The sequence below is a fragment of the Enterobacter sp. 148H3 genome, from assembly GCF_034107425.1.
Classification (GTDB): domain Bacteria; phylum Pseudomonadota; class Gammaproteobacteria; order Enterobacterales; family Enterobacteriaceae; genus Enterobacter; species Enterobacter vonholyi.
On record NZ_JAWNEI010000004.1, the window covers coordinates 274452 to 294819 of the forward strand.

A 20368-nucleotide genomic window follows, 5' to 3' on the forward strand; every position below is an offset into this window, starting at 1 on the left:
TGGCGGCTACGCCTTACCCGGCAATCCCTTCCAAATCTTAAAACTGGCACGCCTATTGCTTTGTTTATTCAGGTAAACGCAGTTTGGCTTAACGTGCAACTTTGTCGCACCAGCGTAGATCACCTTTAGCACCATAACGGTGCAACGGGAGATATTTGCCTCTGAATGGTGCGGCGCGCTTCGCAAAAATAAACAATAACGCAGCAAAATCTTTACATTAAGCCAGACTAAATGTTAACAAGCTTGCATAACACTGCACTCGCATTGCGCGAGATATAACAACATCACAATGGGTATCAATGCGTCACTGGCGCTGATAAAAAGGAGTTGGGTATGCAATTACGTAAACTGGCCACAGCAATGCTGGTTATGGGAATGTCTGCAGGCGTGGTTCACGCTGAAGATGCGCCTGCAGCAGGCAGTACTCTCGACAAGATTGCCAAAAACGGCGTTATCGTGGTCGGCCACCGTGAATCTTCTGTCCCGTTCTCTTACTACGACAACACGCAAAAAGTCGTGGGCTATTCACAGGATTACTCCAACGCCATCGTTGAAGCCGTGAAGAAAAAGCTGAACAAACCTGACCTGCAGGTGAAGCTGATCCCAATCACTTCACAGAACCGTATTCCACTGCTGCAAAACGGCACCTTTGACTTCGAGTGTGGCTCCACCACTAACAACCTGGAGCGTCAGAAACAGGCTGCTTTCTCTGACACCATCTTTGTCGTGGGTACCCGCCTGCTGACGAAGAAAGGCGGTGAGATCAAAGACTTCGCTGACCTGAAAGGTAAAGCGGTTGTCGTGACCTCCGGTACCACGTCAGAAGTGCTGCTCCACAAGCTGAACGACGAGAAGAAAATGGACATGCGCATCATCAGCGCGAAAGACCATGGCGACTCCTTCCGTACCCTGGAAAGCGGTCGTGCCGTCGCGTTTATGATGGATGACGCCCTGCTGGCGGGCGAGCGTGCGAAAGCGAAAAAACCAGACAACTGGGATATCGTCGGTACCGCGCAGTCGAAAGAAGCCTACGGCTGTATGCTGCGTAAAGACGATCCGCAGTTTAAAAAGCTGATCGATGACACCATCGCTCAGGTGCAGACCTCCGGCGAAGCGGAAAAATGGTTCGACAAATGGTTCAAGAACCCGATTCCACCGAAAAACCTGAACATGAATTTTGAACTGTCTGACGACATGAAAGCGCTGTTCAAATCTCCAAATGACAAGGCTCTTAACTAATTAGAACAACAGGGGCGGGATCTCCTGCCCTCTCGATTGTCGGGAAGCATGGACAGACTATACGTTGAGTGGTCGTTCCCCACTCAGCGCGAAAAATGAGCTTCTCACCAATCTTCGAGGGTAGCGCTGCTACCCTTTTTTTTCTGGAGTTTATTATGTCAATCGACTGGAACTGGGGCATATTCCTGCAACAAGCCCCGTTCGGCAACACCACCTATCTTGGCTGGCTGTGGAGCGGCTTTCAGGTCACCGTGGCATTATCGATAACGGCGTGGATTATCGCGTTTCTTGTCGGTTCTTTGTTCGGTATTCTGCGCACCGTCCCTAACCGCTTTCTTTCAACACTTGGCACCCTGTATGTGGAACTGTTCCGTAACGTTCCGCTGATCGTGCAATTCTTTACCTGGTATCTGGTTATCCCGGAACTGCTGCCGGAAAATATTGGCATGTGGTTCAAGTCGGAACTGGATCCGAACGTGCAGTTCTTTGTCTCCTCCATGATGTGTCTGGGGCTGTTTACCGCTGCGCGCGTTTGCGAGCAGGTGCGTGCCGCCATTCAGTCATTGCCGCGCGGACAAAAAAATGCGGGCCTGGCGATGGGCCTGACGCTGCCCCAAACCTACCGCTACGTGCTGCTGCCAAACGCCTACCGCGTTATCGTTCCACCGATGACCTCAGAGATGATGAACCTGGTGAAAAACTCGGCCATCGCCTCGACTATCGGCCTGGTCGATATGGCCGCGCAGGCGGGCAAACTGCTGGATTACTCCGCTCACGCGTGGGAATCCTTCACCGCGATCACGCTCGCGTATGTTCTGATTAACGCTTTCATCATGCTGGTGATGAACCTGGTTGAACGCAAAATTCGCCTGCCGGGCAACATGGGGGGCAAATAATGTACGAATTTGACTGGAGTTCTGTCGTTCCATCCATGCCTTACCTGCTTGATGGACTGATGATTACCTTAAAAATCACCGTCATTGCCATCATCGTCGGTATCGTCTGGGGCACCCTGCTGGCCGTCATGCGCCTGTCGAGCTTTAAGCCGCTCGCATGGTTTGCGACCGCCTACGTTAACGTGTTCCGCTCCATCCCGCTGGTAATGGTGCTGCTGTGGTTTTACCTGATCGTGCCCGGCTTCCTGCAAAACGTGCTGGGGCTGTCGCCGAAAACCGATATCCGTCTGATCTCCGCCATGGTGGCGTTCTCAATGTTTGAGGCCGCTTACTACTCTGAGATTATCCGAGCGGGCATTCAGAGTATCTCCCGTGGGCAATCCAGCGCCGCGCTGGCCCTGGGGATGACGCACTGGCAGTCCATGCAGCTCATTATTCTGCCGCAGGCGTTTCGCGCCATGGTTCCGCTCCTGCTTACCCAAGGTATCGTGTTGTTCCAGGATACCTCGCTGGTCTACGTGCTGAGCCTGGCAGACTTTTTCCGTACCGCGTCAACCATCGGCGAACGTGATGGTACGCAGGTTGAGATGGTGCTCTTTGCGGGTGCGGTCTATTTTGTGATTAGTTTAAGCGCGTCGCTGTTGGTCAGCTGGCTGAAGAAAAGGACGGTATAATGATTTCCCTGAAAAATGTTTCTAAATGGTATGGGCACTTTCAGGTGCTGACCGACTGCTCCACCGAGGTAAAAAAAGGTGACGTGGTAGTGGTGTGCGGGCCGTCCGGTTCCGGTAAATCGACGCTGATCAAAACCGTTAACGGACTGGAGCCGGTCCAGCAGGGTGAGATCGTCGTCAACGGCACCAAAGTCAACGACAAGAAAACCAATCTCGCCCAGCTTCGCTCTCACGTTGGCATGGTGTTCCAGCATTTTGAGCTGTTCCCACACCTCTCCATTATTGAGAACCTGACTCTGGCTCAGGTGAAAGTGCTTAAGCGTGATAAAAAAGCGTCGCGCGAGAAAGGCCTTAAGCTCCTGGAACGCGTTGGGCTCTCGGCGCATGCCGATAAGTTCCCGGCGCAGCTCTCCGGCGGCCAACAGCAGCGTGTGGCGATCGCCCGCGCGCTGTGCATGGATCCGGTGGCTATGCTGTTTGATGAGCCCACGTCGGCGCTCGATCCAGAGATGATCAACGAAGTGCTGGACGTGATGGTCGAGCTGGCGCACGAAGGGATGACCATGATGGTTGTGACCCACGAAATGGGCTTCGCCCGTAAGGTGGCCAACCGCGTGATCTTTATGGACGAAGGGAAAATTGTCGAAGATTCTCCGAAAGAGGAGTTCTTCGCCAACCCGAAATCTGAACGTGCGAAAGATTTCCTCGCCAAAATCCTGCACTAATCTTCCCGGTGCGCAATCTGCGGATTGCGCACTGCTTCACGCTTTAACTCTCTTTATCTATTCGGCGTCACATTGCAGCGTTAACCTTGTCACAAAATAACGCTATGAATGGAGAACGCTATGGCACAACCCATCATTTTCGATTGCGATCCGGGTCATGATGACGCGATCGCGCTCGTTCTTGCACTTGCCTCCCCCGAACTCGACGTCAAAGCCGTCACTTCTTCCGCCGGAAACCAGACGCCGGTTAAAACCTTGCGTAACGTTTTGCGCATGCTGACGCTGCTTGGGCGCACCGATATTCCCGTCGCCGGTGGCGCCCTCAAGCCCCTGATGCGTGAATTAATTATCGCGGATAACGTGCATGGTGAAAGCGGGCTGGACGGTCCGGCACTGCCGGAGCCGGGCTTTACGCCGCAAAACTGTACCGCCGTGGAGCTGATGGCGAAGGTGCTGCGCGAGAGCGCGGAGCCCGTCACGCTGGTGGCAACGGGACCGCAAACCAACGTCGCGCTGCTGCTGAACTGCCATCCTGAACTGCACGGTAAAATCGCCCGTATCGTCATCATGGGCGGAGCCATGGGGCTGGGAAACTGGACGCCGTCCGCAGAATTCAACATTTTTGTCGACCCGGAAGCGGCGGAGATTGTGTTCCAGTCAGGCTTGCCAGTTGTGATGGCAGGGCTGGACGTGACCCATCGCGCACAGATTATGGCAGACGACATTGAGCGCTTCCGTGCCGTGGGTAATCCGGTCGCGACAACCGTGGCTGAGCTGCTCGACTTCTTTATGGAGTATCACAAAGCCGAGAAGTGGGGCTTCCACGGCGCGCCGCTGCACGATCCGTGCACCATTGCCTGGCTGTTAAAACCGGAGATGTTTACTACGGTTCACAGATGGGTTGGCGTCGAAACGCAGGGGAAATACACCCAGGGCATGACGGTGGTGGACTACTACTCGCTGACGGGAAATAAGCCGAATACTACGGTGATGGTGGATATTGACCGGGAGGCGTTTGTGGATTTGCTGGCGGAGAGGCTGGCTTACTATAGTGCGTAGTGCGGCCTGATGCCCTCACCCCGGCCCTCTCCCACAGGGAGAGGGCGCAAACCTGCGCTTTACTTAGGGCTCAAACGGCCGACGCTGGAACTGATCGTGGCCGCATTTCGGACACAGCGGCAGCACGTCCGGCGTATAGACCGCAATATGGTGGTGGCAATTCTCGCACACCAGATTTCCCAGCCCGACCACCTCACCGCTGTGGTACACACCGTGGTGGTTCAAATCCTGAAAGACCTCGCGCCATTCCAGCTGCGTTTTATCCGTGATGTCGGCCAGCTCTTGCCACAGGCTCTCTTTGATCACCCGCATGAAAACGCTGTCCGTGACCTCCTCCTGGCTCTCCTGGTAGCTGCGCGCGAACTCCTCCAGATCGCGACGCACGGCACGCGTCACCTCTTCCACTTCGGTTCGCGTTAACTCACCCGTTTGCGACACGCGGGCACGCGCCTGCTCCACCAGCGCATCGATATCGCGCTCGCCGTTACGCAGCCGTTCCGTCAGTGTCGCCACCAGTTCGCGGTAAAATTGAGCAACCTTGTTCATCATTTTGCCTCCCGGGTAAGTAACTATTTCTAATAATAGACCTTATTTCATCGCCGCTTTGTCAGGTGAAGCACAGACCCGGTAAATTCCTGCAAAGCGCATTTGTGCGAAAGGCTGTTTTGACGCGGGCGTTTGGGCTATGCTATGCGGATCTGAATTACCACATCCATTGGCTACATTTGTAGCTGTATTGAAAACAGGACCACTGGCTGCCATGCAAGAGCAATACCGCCCGGAAGAGATAGAATCAAAAGTCCAGCAACACTGGGACGAGAAGCGCACCTTTGAAGTAACCGAAGACGAGAGCAAAGAGAAGTATTACTGCCTGTCGATGCTTCCCTATCCTTCTGGTCGACTACACATGGGCCACGTGCGTAACTACACCATCGGCGATGTGATTGCGCGTTACCAGCGCATGCTCGGCAAAAACGTGCTCCAGCCTATCGGCTGGGATGCGTTCGGTCTTCCTGCGGAAGGCGCGGCGGTAAAAAATAATACGGCGCCGGCACCGTGGACGTACGACAACATCGCGTACATGAAAAACCAGCTCAAAATGCTGGGCTTTGGCTATGACTGGAGCCGCGAGCTGGCAACCTGTACGCCAGAATACTATCGCTGGGAGCAGAAGTTCTTCACCGAGCTGTACAAAAAAGGGCTGGTGTATAAGAAGACTTCTGCCGTTAACTGGTGTCCGAATGACCAGACCGTTCTCGCGAACGAACAGGTTATTGATGGCTGCTGCTGGCGCTGCGACACCAAAGTAGAGCGTAAAGAGATCCCGCAGTGGTTTATCAAAATCACCGCTTACGCTGATGAGCTGCTGAACGATCTGGATAACCTGGACCACTGGCCAGATACCGTTAAAACCATGCAGCGCAACTGGATCGGCCGTTCTGAAGGCGTAGAAATTACCTTCAACGTTGAGAACTACGACCAGACCCTGACCGTCTACACCACCCGTCCGGACACCTTCATGGGCGCGACCTACCTGGCCGTGGCCGCAGGTCACCCGCTGGCGCAGAAAGCGGCAGAAAACAATCCGGAACTGGCTACATTCATCGACGAATGCCGCAACACCAAAGTGGCCGAAGCCGATATGGCAACGATGGAGAAAAAAGGCGTTGATACCGGCTTTAAAGCCATTCACCCGCTGACTGGCGAAGCGATCCCTGTCTGGGCCGCCAACTTCGTACTGATGGAATACGGCACGGGCGCCGTGATGGCCGTTCCGGGTCACGATCAGCGCGACTACGAATTTGCCACCAAATATGGCCTGACCATCAAGCCTGTTATCCTGGCGGCTGACGGTTCAGAACCAGACCTGTCTGAACAAGCGCTGACCGAAAAAGGTACCTTGTTCAACTCCGGCGAGTTCAGCGGTCTGAGCTTCGAAGAGGGCTTCAACGCCATCGCCGATAAGCTGGCCTCTCTGGGCGTGGGTGAGCGTAAGGTTAACTTCCGTCTGCGCGACTGGGGCGTATCCCGTCAGCGTTACTGGGGTGCACCAATCCCAATGGTGACGCTGGAAGATGGCACCGTGATGCCAACGCCGGAAGATCAGCTCCCGGTGATCCTGCCGGAAGACGTCGTCATGGACGGCATCACCAGCCCGATCAAAGCCGATCCTGAGTGGGCAAAAACCACCGTCAACGGTCAGCCTGCGCTGCGCGAAACCGACACCTTTGACACCTTTATGGAGTCATCCTGGTACTATGCTCGCTACACCTGTCCGCAGTATCAGGAAGGCATGCTGGATTCCAAAGCGGCAAACTACTGGCTGCCGGTAGATATCTACATCGGCGGCATTGAACACGCCATCATGCACCTGCTTTACTTCCGCTTCTTCCACAAGCTGATGCGCGATGCGGGCATGGTGAACTCTGACGAACCGGCCAAACAGCTGCTGTGTCAGGGCATGGTGCTGGCAGATGCATTCTATTACGTCGGCGCCAACGGCGAGCGTAACTGGGTTTCTCCGGTTGATGCCATTGTCGAGCGCGACGAGAAAGGCCGTATCGTGAAGGCGAAAGACGCCGAAGGCCATGAACTGGTTTATACCGGCATGAGCAAGATGTCCAAGTCGAAAAACAACGGTATCGACCCACAGGTGATGGTTGAGCGTTACGGTGCTGACACCGTTCGTCTGTTCATGATGTTTGCCTCTCCGGCTGATATGACTCTGGAGTGGCAGGAATCTGGCGTTGAAGGCGCTAACCGTTTCCTGAAACGCGTCTGGAAACTGGTTTACGAACATACTGCTCTGGGTGATGCCCCAGCGTTGAACGCCGCCGCACTGACTGAAGATCAGCAGGCGCTGCGTCGTGATGTTCATAAAACGATTGCGAAAGTAACCGATGATATTGGTCGTCGTCAGACCTTCAATACCGCAATTGCGGCTATTATGGAACTGATGAACAAGCTGGCGAAAGCCCCGCAGGACGGTGAGCAGGATCGCGCCTTAATGCGTGAAGCACTGCTGGCTGTTGTTCGCATGCTGAACCCGTTCACTCCACACGTTAGCTTCACCCTGTGGCAGGAGCTGAAAGGCGAAGGAGATATCGACAACGCGCCGTGGCCGCAGGCTGACGAAGCAGCGATGGTGGAAAACACGACGCTGGTAGTGGTCCAGGTGAACGGCAAAGTCCGCGGTAAAATTACCGTGGCGGTCGATGCAACCGAAGAACAGGTTCGCGAGCGCGCGGGTCAGGAACCTCTGGTCGCAAAATATCTTGAGGGCGTTACCGTACGTAAAGTGATCTACGTACCGGGTAAACTGCTCAATCTGGTCGTTGGCTAAGCGCGGGAGGAAACGTGCGACAACTGGCAACAATACTCTTATCACTGGCGGTGCTTGTCACCGCTGGCTGCGGATGGCACCTGCGCAATACCACGGCGGTGCCTGCTGAGATGAAAACGATGATTTTCGACTCATCAGATCCGAATGGCCCACTCAGCCGGGCAATTCGTAATCAGCTACGTCTGAACGGCGTTGAGCTTGTTGAAAAACAAACGCTGCGCCAGGATGTACCGTCTCTGCGTATTATAGGAGGAGGTCTGTCGAGAGATACCGCTTCTATCTTCCAGGATGGCCGTACAGCTGAATATCAGATGGTGCTGACGGTCAGCGCAGCGGTCCTGATCCCGGGTAAAGACATCTATCCGATCAGCACGAAAGTGTACCGTTCGTTCTTCGATAACCCGCAGACGGCGCTGGCAAAAGATGCCGAACAGCAGATTATCATCAACGAAATGTACGACAAGGCGGCGGAACAGCTAATCCGTAAACTGCCAAGTATTGCAGCGTCTACCAAACAAGGCTCTGACATTGTTGAAAAACCGGTTGCTGGCACGCTTCCTGCTGCTAACTCTCTGGGTAAATGATGATCAGGCTGTATCCTGAACAACTCCGCGCGCAGCTCAAAGAAGGGCTGCGCGCGGCGTATCTGCTTCTTGGAAACGATCCGTTATTACTTCAGGAAAGCCTTGATGCCGTGCGGCATGAGGCCGCTTCTCAGGGCTTCGATGAACACCACACCGTCCAGCTGGATAACAGCACCGACTGGAATGCCCTCTTCTCACTCTGTCAGGCGATGAGCCTTTTTGCGTCGCGCCAGACAATTCAGATCCTGCTGCCGGAGAACGGCCCTAACGCGGCCATCAATGAACAGCTGGCCACGCTAGTCAGCCTGCTTCACAGCGATCTGCTGCTGATTGTGCGCGGTAACAAGCTCACCAAAGCGCAGGAAAACGCGGCGTGGTTCACCCAACTCGCAGCCCACGCGGTGCAGGTCACCTGTCAGACGCCTGAACAGGCGCATCTGCCAAAATGGGTCGCAGCGAGAGCGAAGCAGAACAACCTTCAGCTGGATGATGCGGCGAACCAACTGCTCTGCTACTGCTATGAAGGCAATCTGCTTGCACTGGCACAGGCGCTGGACAGACTCTCCCTGCTCTGGCCGGATGGCAAGCTGACCTTGCCGCGCGTCGAGCAGGCCGTTAACGACGCGGCACACTTCACGCCGTTCCACTGGGTGGACGCGCTGCTGTCGGCGAAAAGCAAACGCGCCCTGCATATTCTGCAACAGCTGCGTCTCGAAGGGAGCGAACCCGTTATTCTGCTGCGTACGCTGCAGCGCGAATTACTGCTGCTGATTACGCTCAAGCGTCAGTCTGCCCATACGCCGCTGCGTTCGCTGTTTGATAAACACCGCGTGTGGCAAAATCGCCGGGCTTTGACCACAGAGGCCGTCAACCGCCTGAGTCATGAACAGCTTCGTCAGGCTGTACAGCTTCTGATGTGCGCAGAGCTCACGTTAAAACAAGATTACGGCCAGTCGGTGTGGGCGGAGCTGGAAAGCCTTTCTCTGCTGCTCTGCCACAAGGCGCTGGCAGACGTTTTTATTGATGGATAGCATGCATTCTTTACAGGCCTTATATGGCGGCACCTTCGACCCGGTACATTACGGGCATCTGAAGCCGGTTGAAATTCTGGCGAATCTGATCGGCCTTCAGCGCGTCACCATTATGCCCAACAATGTCCCGCCCCATCGTCCACAGCCCGAGGCGACCAGCGAGCAGCGAAAAGAGATGCTTGCCCTTGCCATCGCGGATAAACCCCTCTTCCGACTTGACGAGCGTGAGCTGCGTCGCGACACACCCTCCTGGACATCTCAGACGCTTCAGGAGTGGCGCGCCGAACAAGGGCCAGACCAGCCGCTGGCGTTTATCATCGGCCAGGATTCCCTGCTGAATTTCCCCACATGGCATCAGTATGAAACTATTCTGGACAACAGCCATTTGCTGGTCTGCCGCCGTCCGGGCTATCCGCTGACCATGCGCGAAGCGCAGTACCAGCAGTGGCTGGAAGACCATCTCACCGATAATGTTGAAGATCTTCATAATCAGCCTGCCGGGAAGATCTATCTTGCGGAAACGCCGTGGTTCGATATCTCTGCGACCCTCATTCGTGAGCGTTTACAGCAGGGTTTAGCCTGTGACGATCTGCTCCCCGCACCGGTGTTAGCCTATATCCATGCGCACGGTTTGTATCAGAAAAGCGCAGATGAATAGCCGGAGGGCATAAAAAGGGGCTTATTGTTTATCCTGCCTTGACAGGGTAAGCCATACTGTTATTCTCCGCTGCCAGACTTTCCCGCCGATAATTGCTTTACAGAAATTGTTTTACAAAAATGGCGATGCAATCTCAGGCGGAGGGTGGGATGATACCCGCCTTCTGAAGCCCGACCGGAGACATTTGTCCCGACACAGGCGTGAGTTCAGGTATACTGTCTGGCTACGAATTCAAAGTTTTACAATCTCATTCACCCCAGGGGGAAAACTTGCAGGGTAAAGCACTCCAGGATTTTGTTATTGACAAAATTGATGACCTGAAAGGTCAGGACATCATCGCTATCGACGTTAAGGGTAAATCCAGTATTACCGACTGCATGATCATCTGCACCGGTACATCGACGCGTCATGTTGTTTCAATTGCCGATCACGTGGTTCAGGAATCGCGTGCAGCAGGGCTGTTGCCGCTGGGCGTTGAAGGTGAAGCGACGGCTGACTGGGTAGTAGTCGACCTCGGCGATGTGATTGTCCACGTCATGCAGGACGAGAGCCGTCGCCTGTATGAGCTGGAAAAACTCTGGGGTTAATGCGTGAAGTTGCAGTTGGTCGCCGTCGGCACCAAAATGCCGGACTGGGTACAAACCGGTTTTACTGAATATCTGCGTCGTTTTCCAAAAGACATGCCGTTCGAGCTGGTGGAAATTCCCGCCGGTAAGCGCGGCAAGAACGCTGATATCAAACGTATTCTCGATAAAGAGGGCGAACTGATGCTGGCTGCCGCAGGCAAGAACCGCATCGTCACCCTCGATATTCCAGGTAAGCCCTGGGATACGCCGCAGCTGGCGCAAGAACTGGAGCGCTGGAAGCAGGATGGCCGTGACGTCAGTCTGTTGATTGGCGGGCCAGAAGGGTTATCCCCTGCCTGCAAAGCGGCGGCTGAACAAAGTTGGTCCCTCTCCGCGCTGACGCTTCCCCACCCGCTCGTTCGGGTACTAGTGGCTGAAAGCCTGTATCGCGCGTGGAGCATTACTACCAACCACCCCTATCACCGCGAGTAATGACTGACCAGGGTAGATTAAGCAGCGGATGAAACTACAGAATTCTTTTCGCGACTATACGGCTGAGTCCGCGCTGTTTGTGCGCCGGGCGTTGGTCGCCTTTACCGGGATTTTGCTGCTTACCGGCGTGCTGATCGCCAACCTTTATAATCTGCAAATTGTCCGCTTTACCGACTACCAGACGCGTTCAAACGAAAACCGTATTAAGCTGGTGCCTATCGCACCCAGCCGCGGTATTATTTACGATCGTAACGGCACCCCGCTGGCGCTAAACCGCACCATCTATCAAATCGAGATGATGCCGGAAAAAGTCGATAACGTTCAGGATACGCTGGAAGCGCTAAAGAGCGTTGTCGACCTTAACGATGACGATATCGCCGCCTTCAAAAAAGAGCGCGCCCGCTCTCACCGTTTTACCTCCATTCCGGTTAAAACCAATCTGACGGAAGTTCAGGTGGCCCGCTTTGCGGTGAACCAGTACCGTTTCCCCGGCGTGGAAGTGAAGGGCTATAAGCGTCGCTACTATCCCTACGGCTCCGCCCTGACGCATGTGATTGGCTACGTTTCCAAAATTAACGACAAAGACGTTGACCGTCTTGATAAAGACGGCAAGCTGGCCAACTACGCCGCAACGCACGATATCGGTAAGCTGGGGATCGAACGCTACTACGAAGACGTTCTGCACGGGCAAACCGGCTATGAAGAGGTTGAGGTTAACAACCGTGGCCGCGTGATCCGCCAGCTGAAAGAAGTGCCGCCTCAGGCGGGGCATGACGTCTATCTGACGCTCGACCTCAAGCTTCAGCAGTATATTGAAACCCTGCTGGCGGGCAGTCGTGCAGCCGTTGTGGTCACCGATCCTCGTACCGGCGGCATCCTGGCGATGGTCTCCATGCCTAGCTATGACCCGAACCTCTTCGTTGACGGCATATCCAGTAAAGACTATTCCGGTCTGCTGAACGATCCGAACACGCCTCTGGTGAACCGTGCAACGCAAGGGGTTTACCCGCCGGCATCAACGGTTAAACCGTACGTCGCGGTTTCTGCGCTGAGTGCCGGCGTCATCAACCGTAATACCAGCCTGTTTGACCCAGGCTGGTGGCAGCTACCTGGCTCAGATAAGCGCTATCGTGACTGGAAAAAATGGGGCCACGGTCATCTGAACGTCACCAAATCGCTAGAGGAGTCTGCGGATACCTTCTTCTATCAGGTGGCGTATGACATGGGGATCGACCGCCTGTCAGAATGGATGAGCAAATTCGGATACGGACACTATACCGGCGTTGACCTTGCAGAAGAACGCTCCGGCAACATGCCGACGCGCGAATGGAAGCTGAAGCGCTTTAAAAAACCGTGGTATCAGGGCGACACCATTCCGGTGGGTATCGGTCAGGGCTACTGGACGGCAACGCCGCTTCAGATGAACAAAGCCATGATGATCCTCATCAATGACGGCGTGGTGAAAGTGCCGCATCTGCTGCAGAGTACGGTTGAAGACGGCAAAAAAGTGCCGTGGAACCAGCCGCATGAAGCCCCGGTGGGTGACATACATTCAGGCTTCTGGGAAATTGCGAAAGACGGTATGTACGGCGTGGCAAACCGCCCGAACGGTACCGCACACAAATATTTCGCCGGGACGCCGTACAAAGTGGCGGCGAAGTCCGGTACTGCGCAGGTGTTTGGTCTTAAGGCCAATGAAACCTATAACGCGCACCGCATTGCTGAACGTCTGCGTGACCATAAGCTGATGACGGCGTTTGCTCCTTATGACAACCCGCAGGTCGCGGTGGCGATGATTCTCGAGAACGGCGGTGCCGGGCCTGCAGTAGGGACCATCATGCGCCAGATCCTTGACCACATTATGCTGGGTGATAACAACACCGAACTGCCGGCTGAAAACCCGGCCGCCGCTGCGGCGGAGGACCAATAATCATGACGGATAATCCAAATAAAAAATCGCTGTGGGACAAAATCCACATCGACCCAGCCATGCTGCTGATCCTACTGGCTCTGCTGGTTTACAGCGCGCTGGTTATCTGGAGCGCCAGCGGCCAGGACATCGGGATGATGGAGCGCAAAATCGGCCAGATTGCCATGGGTCTAATTATCATGGTGGTGATGGCGCAGATCCCGCCGCGCGTCTACGAAGGCTGGGCGCCCTATCTCTACATCTTCTGTATTATTCTGCTGGTTGCGGTCGATGCGTTTGGCGCCATTTCAAAAGGGGCGCAGCGCTGGCTGGATCTGGGCGTTGTCCGCTTCCAGCCCTCTGAAATTGCCAAAATCGCCGTTCCACTGATGGTGGCACGCTTTATCAACCGCGACGTCTGTCCGCCGTCTCTGAAGAATACCGCTATCGCGCTGGTGCTGATTTTCCTGCCAACGCTGCTGGTTGCGGCACAGCCTGACCTCGGCACCTCAATCCTTATTGCCCTCTCCGGCCTATTTGTCCTGTTCCTCTCGGGACTGAGCTGGCGCCTGATTGGTATCGCGGTGGTGCTGATTGCGGCTTTCATTCCTATCCTGTGGTTCTTCCTGATGCATGACTACCAGCGCCAGCGCGTTATGATGCTGCTCGATCCGGAAACCGATCCGCTGGGCGCGGGCTATCATATTATTCAGTCAAAGATTGCGATTGGCTCCGGCGGGCTGCGCGGTAAAGGCTGGCTGCACGGCACGCAGTCTCAGCTGGAATTTTTACCGGAACGCCACACCGACTTTATCTTTGCCGTACTGGCGGAAGAACTGGGACTGGTTGGCATCTTAATATTGCTGGCGCTTTATGTACTGCTGATCATGCGTGGATTGTGGATTGCAGCACGCGCGCAAACCACCTTTGGTCGCGTCATGGCTGGCGGGTTGATGCTGATTTTATTCGTTTATGTCTTCGTAAATATTGGTATGGTGAGTGGTATTCTGCCGGTGGTAGGCGTACCGCTGCCGCTGGTGAGTTACGGAGGCTCGGCACTGATCGTGTTGATGGCCGGGTTTGGTATCGTAATGTCGATCCATACCCACAGAAAAATGTTGTCAAAAAGCGTATAAAAATAAGGGGATCGGAATGCGTAAGCAGTGGCTGGGGATCTGCATTGCGGCAAGTTTACTTGCGGCCTGCACAAGTGATGATGGTCAGCAACAGGCAACCGTCGCGCCGCCGCAGCCTGCGGTGTGTAATGGCCCGATCGTTGAAATCAGCGGTGCCGATCCCGTTTATGAACCGCTGAATGCCAGTGCCAATCAGGATTACGAGCGCGACGGCAAAAGCTATAAAATTGTTCAGGACCCTTCCCGTTTCAGTCAGGCGGGCTTTGCCGCCATTTATGATGCCGAGCCAGGCAGTAACCTGACGGCATCCGGGGAAGCGTTCGACCCAATGCAGCTGACGGCAGCACATCCGACGCTGCCTATCCCGAGCTACGCCCGTATCACCAACCTGGCGAACGGCCGTATGATCGTCGTGCGCATCAACGACCGCGGCCCGTACGGGAATGACCGGGTGATTTCCCTGTCGCGCGCGTCTGCCGATCGCCTGAACACCTCGAACAACACCAAGGTCCGTATTGACCCGATTATCGTCGCGCAGGATGGTTCGCTCTCCGGGCCGGGAACCGCGTGTACGACGGTCGCAAAACAGACCTATGCCCTTCCTGACCGCCCAAATCTTGACGGCGGAATGGGAAGCGTCTCGTCTCCGGCAGAGCCTGCTCAGCCGGGGGGAGAAATACGCCCGATCAGTAATGATACGCTGCAAAGCGAGGATTCTACCGGCGCGCCGGTAAAGAGTAGCGGTTTTCTTGGCGCCCCAACGACCTTAGCCTCGGGCGTGCTGGAAGGCAGTGAGCCTACTCCAGCCCCTGCTCCCGTTGCCGCGCCAGCAACCCAGCCGGCTCCCGTAACGGCGCCCGCGGCCACGCAAAGTGCGGCGGTGGCGGCTCCAACAGCAGCCAGCGGCAGCTATGTGGTTCAGGTCGGTGCAGTGAGCGATCAGGCCCGGGCCAAACAGTATCAGCAGCGTCTGAGCCAGCAGTTTGGCGTACCTGGACGCGTTGAGCAGAACGGTGCGGTCTGGCGCATTCAGATGGGGCCGTTTGCCAGCAAATCGCAGGCCGCCTCCCTGCAGCAGCGTTTGCAGAATGAAGCTCAGCTTCAGTCATTTATCGCTGTTGCAAAATAATTAACCGGCGGTATCCGAATTGTCAGTTTGTGTAAAACGCATTCACAAACTCATGCTTAAAGTCGGATGCCTACCTGAATAGCATTTGCTATAGTAAGGCACTTTTTTTAATTCCATCACGGATGTCGTAGTTCTGACCATGAAGACCACTTTTTCTGCTCGTTTTGTGCAGCGCATGGCGCTGACCACGGCCCTTTGCGCGGCTGCGCTCTCTGCAGCTCATGCCGATGACCTGAATATCAAGACCATGATCCCTGGCGTTCCGCAAATCGACGCGGAATCCTACATCCTGATCGATTACAACTCTGGCAAAGTGCTGGCAGAACAGAATGCCGATGCCCGCCGTGACCCAGCCAGCCTGACCAAAATGATGACCAGCTACGTTATTGGCCAGGCGATGAAGGCGGGTAAATTCAAAGAATCGGATCTGGTCACCATCGGTAACGATGCGTGGGCAACCGGGAACCCTGTTTTCAAAGGTTCCTCTCTGATGTTCCTGAAGCCGGGTATGCAGGTTCCTGTTTCCCAGCTGATTCGCGGTATCAACCTGCAGTCGGGTAACGACGCCTGCGTGGCAATGGCCGATTTCGCCGCCGGTAGCCAGGACGCCTTCGTGGGCCTGATGAACAGCTACGTGAACGCGCTGGGTCTGAAAAATAGCCATTTCCAGACCGTACACGGCCTGGATGCAGACGGCCAGTACAGCTCCGCGCGTGACATGGCGCTGATTGGTCAGGCGCTGATCCGCGATGTCCCCAATGAATACTCTATCTATAAAGAGAAAGAGTTCACTTTCAACGGTATTCGTCAGACCAACCGTAACGGTCTGCTGTGGGATAACAGCCTGAACGTTGACGGCATCAAAACTGGCCACACCGACAAAGCGGGCTACAACCTGGTGGCCTCTGCCACTGAAGGTCAGATGCGTCTGATCTCTGCCGTGATGGGCGGACGCACCTTCAAAGGTCGTGAAACAGAAAGCAAGAAACTGCTGACCTGGGGCTTCCGTTTCTTCGAAACCGTGAATCCACTGAAAGCAGGCAAAGAGTTTGCGTCTGAACCCGTCTGGTTCGGCGACAACGACCGTGCTTCTCTCGGCGTTGATAAAGACCTGTACCTGACCATTCCGCGTGGTCGTATGAAGGATCTGAAAGCCAGCTACGTACTGAACAGCACCGAGTTGCACGCCCCGCTGCAGAAGAACCAGGTTGTGGGCACCATCAACTTCCAGCTGGATGGCAAAACGATCGATCAGCGTCCGCTGGTGGTCCTGCAAGAAATTCCTGAAGGCAATTTCTTCGGCAAAATCATTGATTACATTAAATTGATGTTCCACCACTGGTTTGGTTAAAAATTGAACACTTGAAAGTGTGATTTTGATCCCCATATACTAAGTATCCTGATAACTCCCACCTGACGTGGGAGTTATTATTTTTTGACGTTACGCCGGAGCTGACATGAAAACCAAACTTAACGAACTGCTTGAATTCCCTACCTCATTTACCTACAAAGTAATGGGTCTGGCGAAACCTGAGCTGGTTGATCAGGTGGTTGAAGTGGTACAGCGCCATGCGCCCGGTGACTACTCTCCGTCAGTAAAACCAAGCAGCAAGGGCAACTACCACTCGGTTTCTATTACCATCACTGCGACACATATTGAGCAGGTTGAAACGCTTTACGAAGAACTCGGCAATATCGAAATTGTTCGTATGGTGCTGTAGCCCCTTCGCGGTTACCCGGTTTGCCGGGTAACCCCTCTCCCCGCTGTGATATAATCCCGCACACCTTTTGTCCCTCGTCTTCGGAGACGCAGTTTTGTATCAGGATAAAATTCTGGTCCGTCACCTCGGGCTGCAACCTTATGAGCCTGTCTCCCAGGCTATGCATGACTTCACCGATTCACGCGATGACAGCACCCCGGATGAGATCTGGCTTGTCGAACACCTGCCGGTATTTACTCAGGGTCAGGCGGGTAAAGCAGAACATTTGTTAATGACGGGAGATATCCCGGTTATTCAGAGCGATCGCGGCGGTCAGGTCACTTACCATGGACCCGGGCAGCAGGTGATGTACGTCCTGCTCAACCTGAAGCGCAGAAAGCTGGGCGTCCGCGAGCTGGTTACCTTACTGGAACAAACTGTCGTCAACACGCTGGCGGAATATGGTATTGATGCGCATCCGCGAGCCGATGCGCCTGGGGTGTACGTTGGGGAAATGAAGATCTGCTCTCTGGGGCTGCGTATTCGTAAAGGCTGTTCGTTCCACGGCCTGGCATTGAACATTAATATGGATCTCGCCCCTTTCCAGCGCATAAACCCCTGCGGCTACGCCGGCATGGAAATGACGCAAGTGCGTCAGTGGGTTGAAACCGCTACGCCAGACAGTATTCGTCCCGTGCTTTTGAAGAATGTTTTAGCACTACTTAACAATCCCCCACACGAATATATCGCTGCTTAATATATCATACAACATGGCTCGCTAATTTGGCGGGCCACCGTTTATTTACCGTTTTTGCGCTTTACAATAATCCACAGATTCTATATTTTCGAAGCGCCCGAATATTACCGCTACATATTATTTAGCCTCCAGCAAGTACGGCAAACACGGCATAAGTAACGTGAGCAATTATCACACAAGTGTTTGCTTTTGATAAACAAGTGAAACAAAACCAACACTTTACGAATCTCTACAAGCATAATAAATAAATTCAACTATCATTCATATTGTGAATGTATACGGAGTGAAAGCGTGGAGTATAATAATTTACCAGCCAAACGACTGAATGAACCTGGTGGCGAAGACAAGCCGCAAATTTTTCGGACTTTACGTAATATTGATCTCAATTTATTGACTATTTTTGAGGCAGTATATGTCCATAAAGGTATCGTTAACGCTGCGAAAATTCTTAATCTCACGCCTTCAGCAATAAGCCAGTCAATCCAAAAGCTGCGCGCTATATTTCCTGACCCGTTATTTATCCGTAAGGGCCAGGGGGTAACGCCGACGGCTTACGCCACGCATCTGCATGAGTACATCAGCCAGGGTCTGGAGTCGATTCTGGGCGCACTGGATTTAACCGGGAGCTATGATAAGCAAAGAACCATCACCATTGGCTGTTCCCCTTCTGTGGGTGTACTGGTCATGCCTGCGATCTTTCAGGCCGTGAAAGAGCATGCTCCGCAGCTCCTGCTTCGCAATGTGCCTCTCAATGAACCTGACATTCAACTTGCCCAGTTCCAGACGGACCTGATTATAGAAAGCGGCAGCTTCAGTGCCAGAGCGCTGGGTCAAAATGTGCTCTATGCAGATAATCTGGTGCTGGTTTGCCGCCAGCAGCATCCTGCTCTTAGCGAGCCGTTGACCATCGAAAACCTTCGCAACTACGACCATTCGTCTTTCATGACCGAAGGGCAGTCTAACCATGCACTTCGTCAGCGCATTGATGAAATTTTCCCTGAACGACAGATCAGCTTCAGCAGCTACAATATGTTTACCACCTCATCCCTGATCGGTAGCAGCGACATGCTGTGCGTTATGCCATCACGCCTGTACGGTCTGCTACGAAAATGCTGGCCGCTGGAAAGCATTCCGCTCAGCCAGCTTAATGCGGAATCTATCGAGATTTCACTGCATTATAACAAGCTGAGTTTGCGCGATCCGGTCCTGGAAAACGTCATCCGCATTATCCGTCAGGCCTTCTGACAGGTTTACCCAGCACAAGCCCCTGCAACGGGCAGGGCAAAAGGCACAAAACAACAACTATTTTACAAATTGGCGATCTGGCAGGCTGCTTTAACGACCGTTTCAATGATATACTGCCTGTCGTTCGTTCAAAAATAGTTGATAAATACAACATTCCCTTGAATTGAAACGCTTTCCTTCGATATTCGCAACTGGAACACGCACGCTATGAGTAAACCCATTGTGATGGAACGCGGTGTTAAATACCGCGATGCCGATAAAATGGCCCTTATCCCGGTTAAAAACGTGGCTACAGAGCGCGAGGCGCTGTTAAGAAAACCGGAATGGATGAAAATCAAACTTCCGGCCGACTCTTCGCGTATCCAGGGGATCAAAGCGGCGATGCGCAAGAATGGCCTTCACTCCGTTTGTGAAGAAGCCTCTTGTCCGAACCTTGCTGAATGTTTCAATCACGGTACCGCGACGTTTATGATTCTGGGTGCTATCTGTACCCGTCGCTGCCCGTTCTGCGATGTTGCTCATGGCCGTCCAGTCGCACCTGATGCTAACGAACCCCAGAAGCTGGCGCAGACTATCGCCGACATGGCGCTGCGTTACGTAGTTATCACCTCCGTTGACCGTGACGATCTGCGTGACGGCGGAGCGCAGCACTTCGCCAACTGTATTACGGCCATTCGCGAGAAAAGTCCAAACATCAAAATCGAGACGCTGGTGCCTGACTTCCGTGGCCGTATGGACCGCGCGCTGGATATCCTCACCGCTACGCCGCCAGATGTGTTTAACCACAATCTGGAGAACGTGCCGCGTATCTACCGTCAGGTACGCCCGGGTGCTGACTATAACTGGTCTCTGAAACTGCTGGAGCGTTTCAAAGAAGCGCATCCACATATTCCGACTAAGTCTGGTCTGATGGTGGGTCTGGGTGAAACTAACGACGAAATCATCGAGGTGATGCGCGATCTTCGCCGCCACGGTGTGACCATGTTGACCCTGGGACAGTATCTCCAGCCAAGCCGTCACCACCTGCCGGTACAGCGCTACGTGAGTCCGGACGAGTTCGATGAAATGAAAGCCGAAGCGATGGCGATGGGCTTCACCCACGCAGCATGCGGCCCATTTGTTCGCTCTTCATACCATGCCGATATGCAGGCTAAAGGCGAAGAAGTGAAATAATGCTGTAATATTCATTTACAGTAATACAAAAAAACCGGCCACATGAGCCGGT

The 20368-nt window shown here is 54.0% G+C and carries 20 protein-coding genes; 19 read left to right on the forward strand and 1 reads right to left on the reverse strand.

The window, feature by feature from the left end:
* The first annotated feature begins 333 nt into the window (after window positions 1-333).
* From USH94_RS07975 to rihA, 5 genes are all read left to right on the forward strand, one after another.
* Window positions 334-1239: an amino acid ABC transporter substrate-binding protein gene (locus tag USH94_RS07975; RefSeq protein ID WP_008501049.1), complete on the forward strand. Its 906-nt coding sequence runs from the start codon at window positions 334-336 to the stop codon at window positions 1237-1239.
* 155 nt (window positions 1240-1394) lie between these two features.
* Window positions 1395-2135 (forward strand): glutamate/aspartate ABC transporter permease GltJ, encoded by a 741-nt coding sequence (gltJ, locus tag USH94_RS07980; RefSeq protein ID WP_008501048.1) that lies wholly within the window; start codon window positions 1395-1397, stop codon window positions 2133-2135.
* Window positions 2135-2809, forward strand: a complete 675-nt coding sequence (gene gltK, locus USH94_RS07985; RefSeq protein ID WP_111964391.1) for a glutamate/aspartate ABC transporter permease GltK — start codon at window positions 2135-2137, stop codon at window positions 2807-2809. The genes gltJ and gltK overlap by 1 nt, the downstream gene beginning before the upstream one ends.
* A complete protein-coding gene (locus USH94_RS07990) occupies window positions 2809-3534 on the forward strand; it encodes an amino acid ABC transporter ATP-binding protein (protein WP_014883001.1) in 726 nt (241 codons plus the stop codon). Before gltK ends, USH94_RS07990 begins: the two co-directional genes overlap by 1 nt.
* Before the next feature lie 120 nt (window positions 3535-3654).
* Window positions 3655-4593, forward strand: a complete 939-nt coding sequence (gene rihA / locus USH94_RS07995) for a pyrimidine-specific ribonucleoside hydrolase RihA (RefSeq protein ID WP_111964392.1) — start codon at window positions 3655-3657, stop codon at window positions 4591-4593.
* A 63-nt stretch (window positions 4594-4656) separates the two neighbouring features.
* Here the strand turns inward: rihA and USH94_RS08000 are convergent, their stop codons facing one another.
* On the reverse strand, window positions 4657-5139 hold the full coding sequence (locus USH94_RS08000) for a zinc ribbon-containing protein (protein WP_111964474.1): 483 nt from the start codon (window positions 5137-5139) through the stop codon (window positions 4657-4659).
* Window positions 5140-5353: 214 nt separating this feature from the next.
* Between USH94_RS08000 and leuS the strand changes: the two genes are divergently transcribed.
* The 14 genes from leuS (at window position 5354) to lipA (ending at window position 20316) form a co-directional block, all read left to right on the forward strand.
* Window positions 5354-7936 carry a leucine--tRNA ligase gene (gene leuS, locus USH94_RS08005; protein WP_146749031.1) on the forward strand — a complete coding sequence of 861 codons (2583 nt, stop codon included), beginning with the start codon at window positions 5354-5356 and terminating at the stop codon, window positions 7934-7936.
* Window positions 7937-7950: 14 nt separating this feature from the next.
* Entirely contained in the window at window positions 7951-8520 is a 570-nt protein-coding gene (lptE, locus tag USH94_RS08010) for an LPS assembly lipoprotein LptE (RefSeq protein ID WP_111964394.1), read from the forward strand.
* Entirely contained in the window at window positions 8520-9551 is a 1032-nt protein-coding gene (holA, locus tag USH94_RS08015; protein WP_111964395.1) for a DNA polymerase III subunit delta, read from the forward strand. The genes lptE and holA overlap by 1 nt, the downstream gene beginning before the upstream one ends.
* Window positions 9544-10209 carry a nicotinate-nucleotide adenylyltransferase gene (gene nadD / locus USH94_RS08020; RefSeq protein ID WP_136195347.1) on the forward strand — a complete coding sequence of 222 codons (666 nt, stop codon included), beginning with the start codon at window positions 9544-9546 and terminating at the stop codon, window positions 10207-10209. Before holA ends, nadD begins: the two co-directional genes overlap by 8 nt.
* Window positions 10210-10478: 269 nt before the next feature.
* The gene (gene rsfS, locus USH94_RS08025; RefSeq protein WP_023334893.1) at window positions 10479-10796 is read left to right on the forward strand and encodes a ribosome silencing factor; all 318 of its coding nucleotides are present in this window, start codon (window positions 10479-10481) and stop codon (window positions 10794-10796) included.
* 3 nt (window positions 10797-10799) lie between these two features.
* A complete protein-coding gene (gene rlmH / locus USH94_RS08030; RefSeq protein ID WP_023310748.1) occupies window positions 10800-11267 on the forward strand; it encodes a 23S rRNA (pseudouridine(1915)-N(3))-methyltransferase RlmH in 468 nt (155 codons plus the stop codon).
* A gap of 28 nt (window positions 11268-11295) precedes the next feature.
* Complete coding sequence (gene mrdA / locus USH94_RS08035; protein ID WP_008501038.1) at window positions 11296-13197, forward strand: peptidoglycan DD-transpeptidase MrdA; 1902 nt, start codon at window positions 11296-11298, stop codon at window positions 13195-13197.
* Window positions 13198-13199: 2 nt separating this feature from the next.
* Window positions 13200-14312, forward strand: coding sequence for a peptidoglycan glycosyltransferase MrdB (mrdB, locus tag USH94_RS08040; RefSeq protein ID WP_023310746.1), 1113 nt, complete (start codon window positions 13200-13202; stop codon window positions 14310-14312).
* 16 nt (window positions 14313-14328) lie between these two features.
* Window positions 14329-15441, forward strand: a complete 1113-nt coding sequence (rlpA, locus tag USH94_RS08045) for an endolytic peptidoglycan transglycosylase RlpA (protein WP_111964397.1) — start codon at window positions 14329-14331, stop codon at window positions 15439-15441.
* 139 nt (window positions 15442-15580) lie between these two features.
* Window positions 15581-16792, forward strand: a complete 1212-nt coding sequence (gene dacA, locus USH94_RS08050; protein ID WP_032638844.1) for a D-alanyl-D-alanine carboxypeptidase DacA — start codon at window positions 15581-15583, stop codon at window positions 16790-16792.
* A 106-nt stretch (window positions 16793-16898) separates the two neighbouring features.
* Complete coding sequence (gene ybeD, locus USH94_RS08055) at window positions 16899-17162, forward strand: DUF493 family protein YbeD (protein ID WP_006177135.1); 264 nt, start codon at window positions 16899-16901, stop codon at window positions 17160-17162.
* 94 nt (window positions 17163-17256) lie between these two features.
* Entirely contained in the window at window positions 17257-17898 is a 642-nt protein-coding gene (lipB, locus tag USH94_RS08060) for a lipoyl(octanoyl) transferase LipB (RefSeq protein WP_111964398.1), read from the forward strand.
* Window positions 17899-18189: 291 nt separating this feature from the next.
* Window positions 18190-19143 carry a YbeF family transcriptional regulator gene (locus USH94_RS08065; protein WP_111964399.1) on the forward strand — a complete coding sequence of 318 codons (954 nt, stop codon included), beginning with the start codon at window positions 18190-18192 and terminating at the stop codon, window positions 19141-19143.
* 207 nt (window positions 19144-19350) lie between these two features.
* Window positions 19351-20316, forward strand: a complete 966-nt coding sequence (gene lipA / locus USH94_RS08070) for a lipoyl synthase (protein WP_111964400.1) — start codon at window positions 19351-19353, stop codon at window positions 20314-20316.
* Window positions 20317-20368: the final 52 nt, after the last annotated feature.

Coding starts and splice junctions, on each gene's coding strand:
- USH94_RS07990 (WP_014883001.1), top strand. CDS start 2,809: ATGATTTCCCTGAAAAATGTTTCTAAATGGTATGGGCACTTTCAGGTG.
- USH94_RS08000 (WP_111964474.1), bottom strand. CDS start 5,139: ATGAACAAGGTTGCTCAATTTTACCGCGAACTGGTGGCGACACTGACG.
- holA (WP_111964395.1), top strand. CDS start 8,520: ATGATCAGGCTGTATCCTGAACAACTCCGCGCGCAGCTCAAAGAAGGG.
- USH94_RS07975 (WP_008501049.1), top strand. CDS start 334: ATGCAATTACGTAAACTGGCCACAGCAATGCTGGTTATGGGAATGTCT.
- gltK (WP_111964391.1), top strand. CDS start 2,135: ATGTACGAATTTGACTGGAGTTCTGTCGTTCCATCCATGCCTTACCTG.
- mrdB (WP_023310746.1), top strand. CDS start 13,200: ATGACGGATAATCCAAATAAAAAATCGCTGTGGGACAAAATCCACATC.
- mrdA (WP_008501038.1), top strand. CDS start 11,296: ATGAAACTACAGAATTCTTTTCGCGACTATACGGCTGAGTCCGCGCTG.
- lipA (WP_111964400.1), top strand. CDS start 19,351: ATGAGTAAACCCATTGTGATGGAACGCGGTGTTAAATACCGCGATGCC.
- dacA (WP_032638844.1), top strand. CDS start 15,581: ATGAAGACCACTTTTTCTGCTCGTTTTGTGCAGCGCATGGCGCTGACC.
- rihA (WP_111964392.1), top strand. CDS start 3,655: ATGGCACAACCCATCATTTTCGATTGCGATCCGGGTCATGATGACGCG.
- gltJ (WP_008501048.1), top strand. CDS start 1,395: ATGTCAATCGACTGGAACTGGGGCATATTCCTGCAACAAGCCCCGTTC.
- ybeD (WP_006177135.1), top strand. CDS start 16,899: ATGAAAACCAAACTTAACGAACTGCTTGAATTCCCTACCTCATTTACC.
- rlpA (WP_111964397.1), top strand. CDS start 14,329: ATGCGTAAGCAGTGGCTGGGGATCTGCATTGCGGCAAGTTTACTTGCG.
- nadD (WP_136195347.1), top strand. CDS start 9,544: ATGGATAGCATGCATTCTTTACAGGCCTTATATGGCGGCACCTTCGAC.
- leuS (WP_146749031.1), top strand. CDS start 5,354: ATGCAAGAGCAATACCGCCCGGAAGAGATAGAATCAAAAGTCCAGCAA.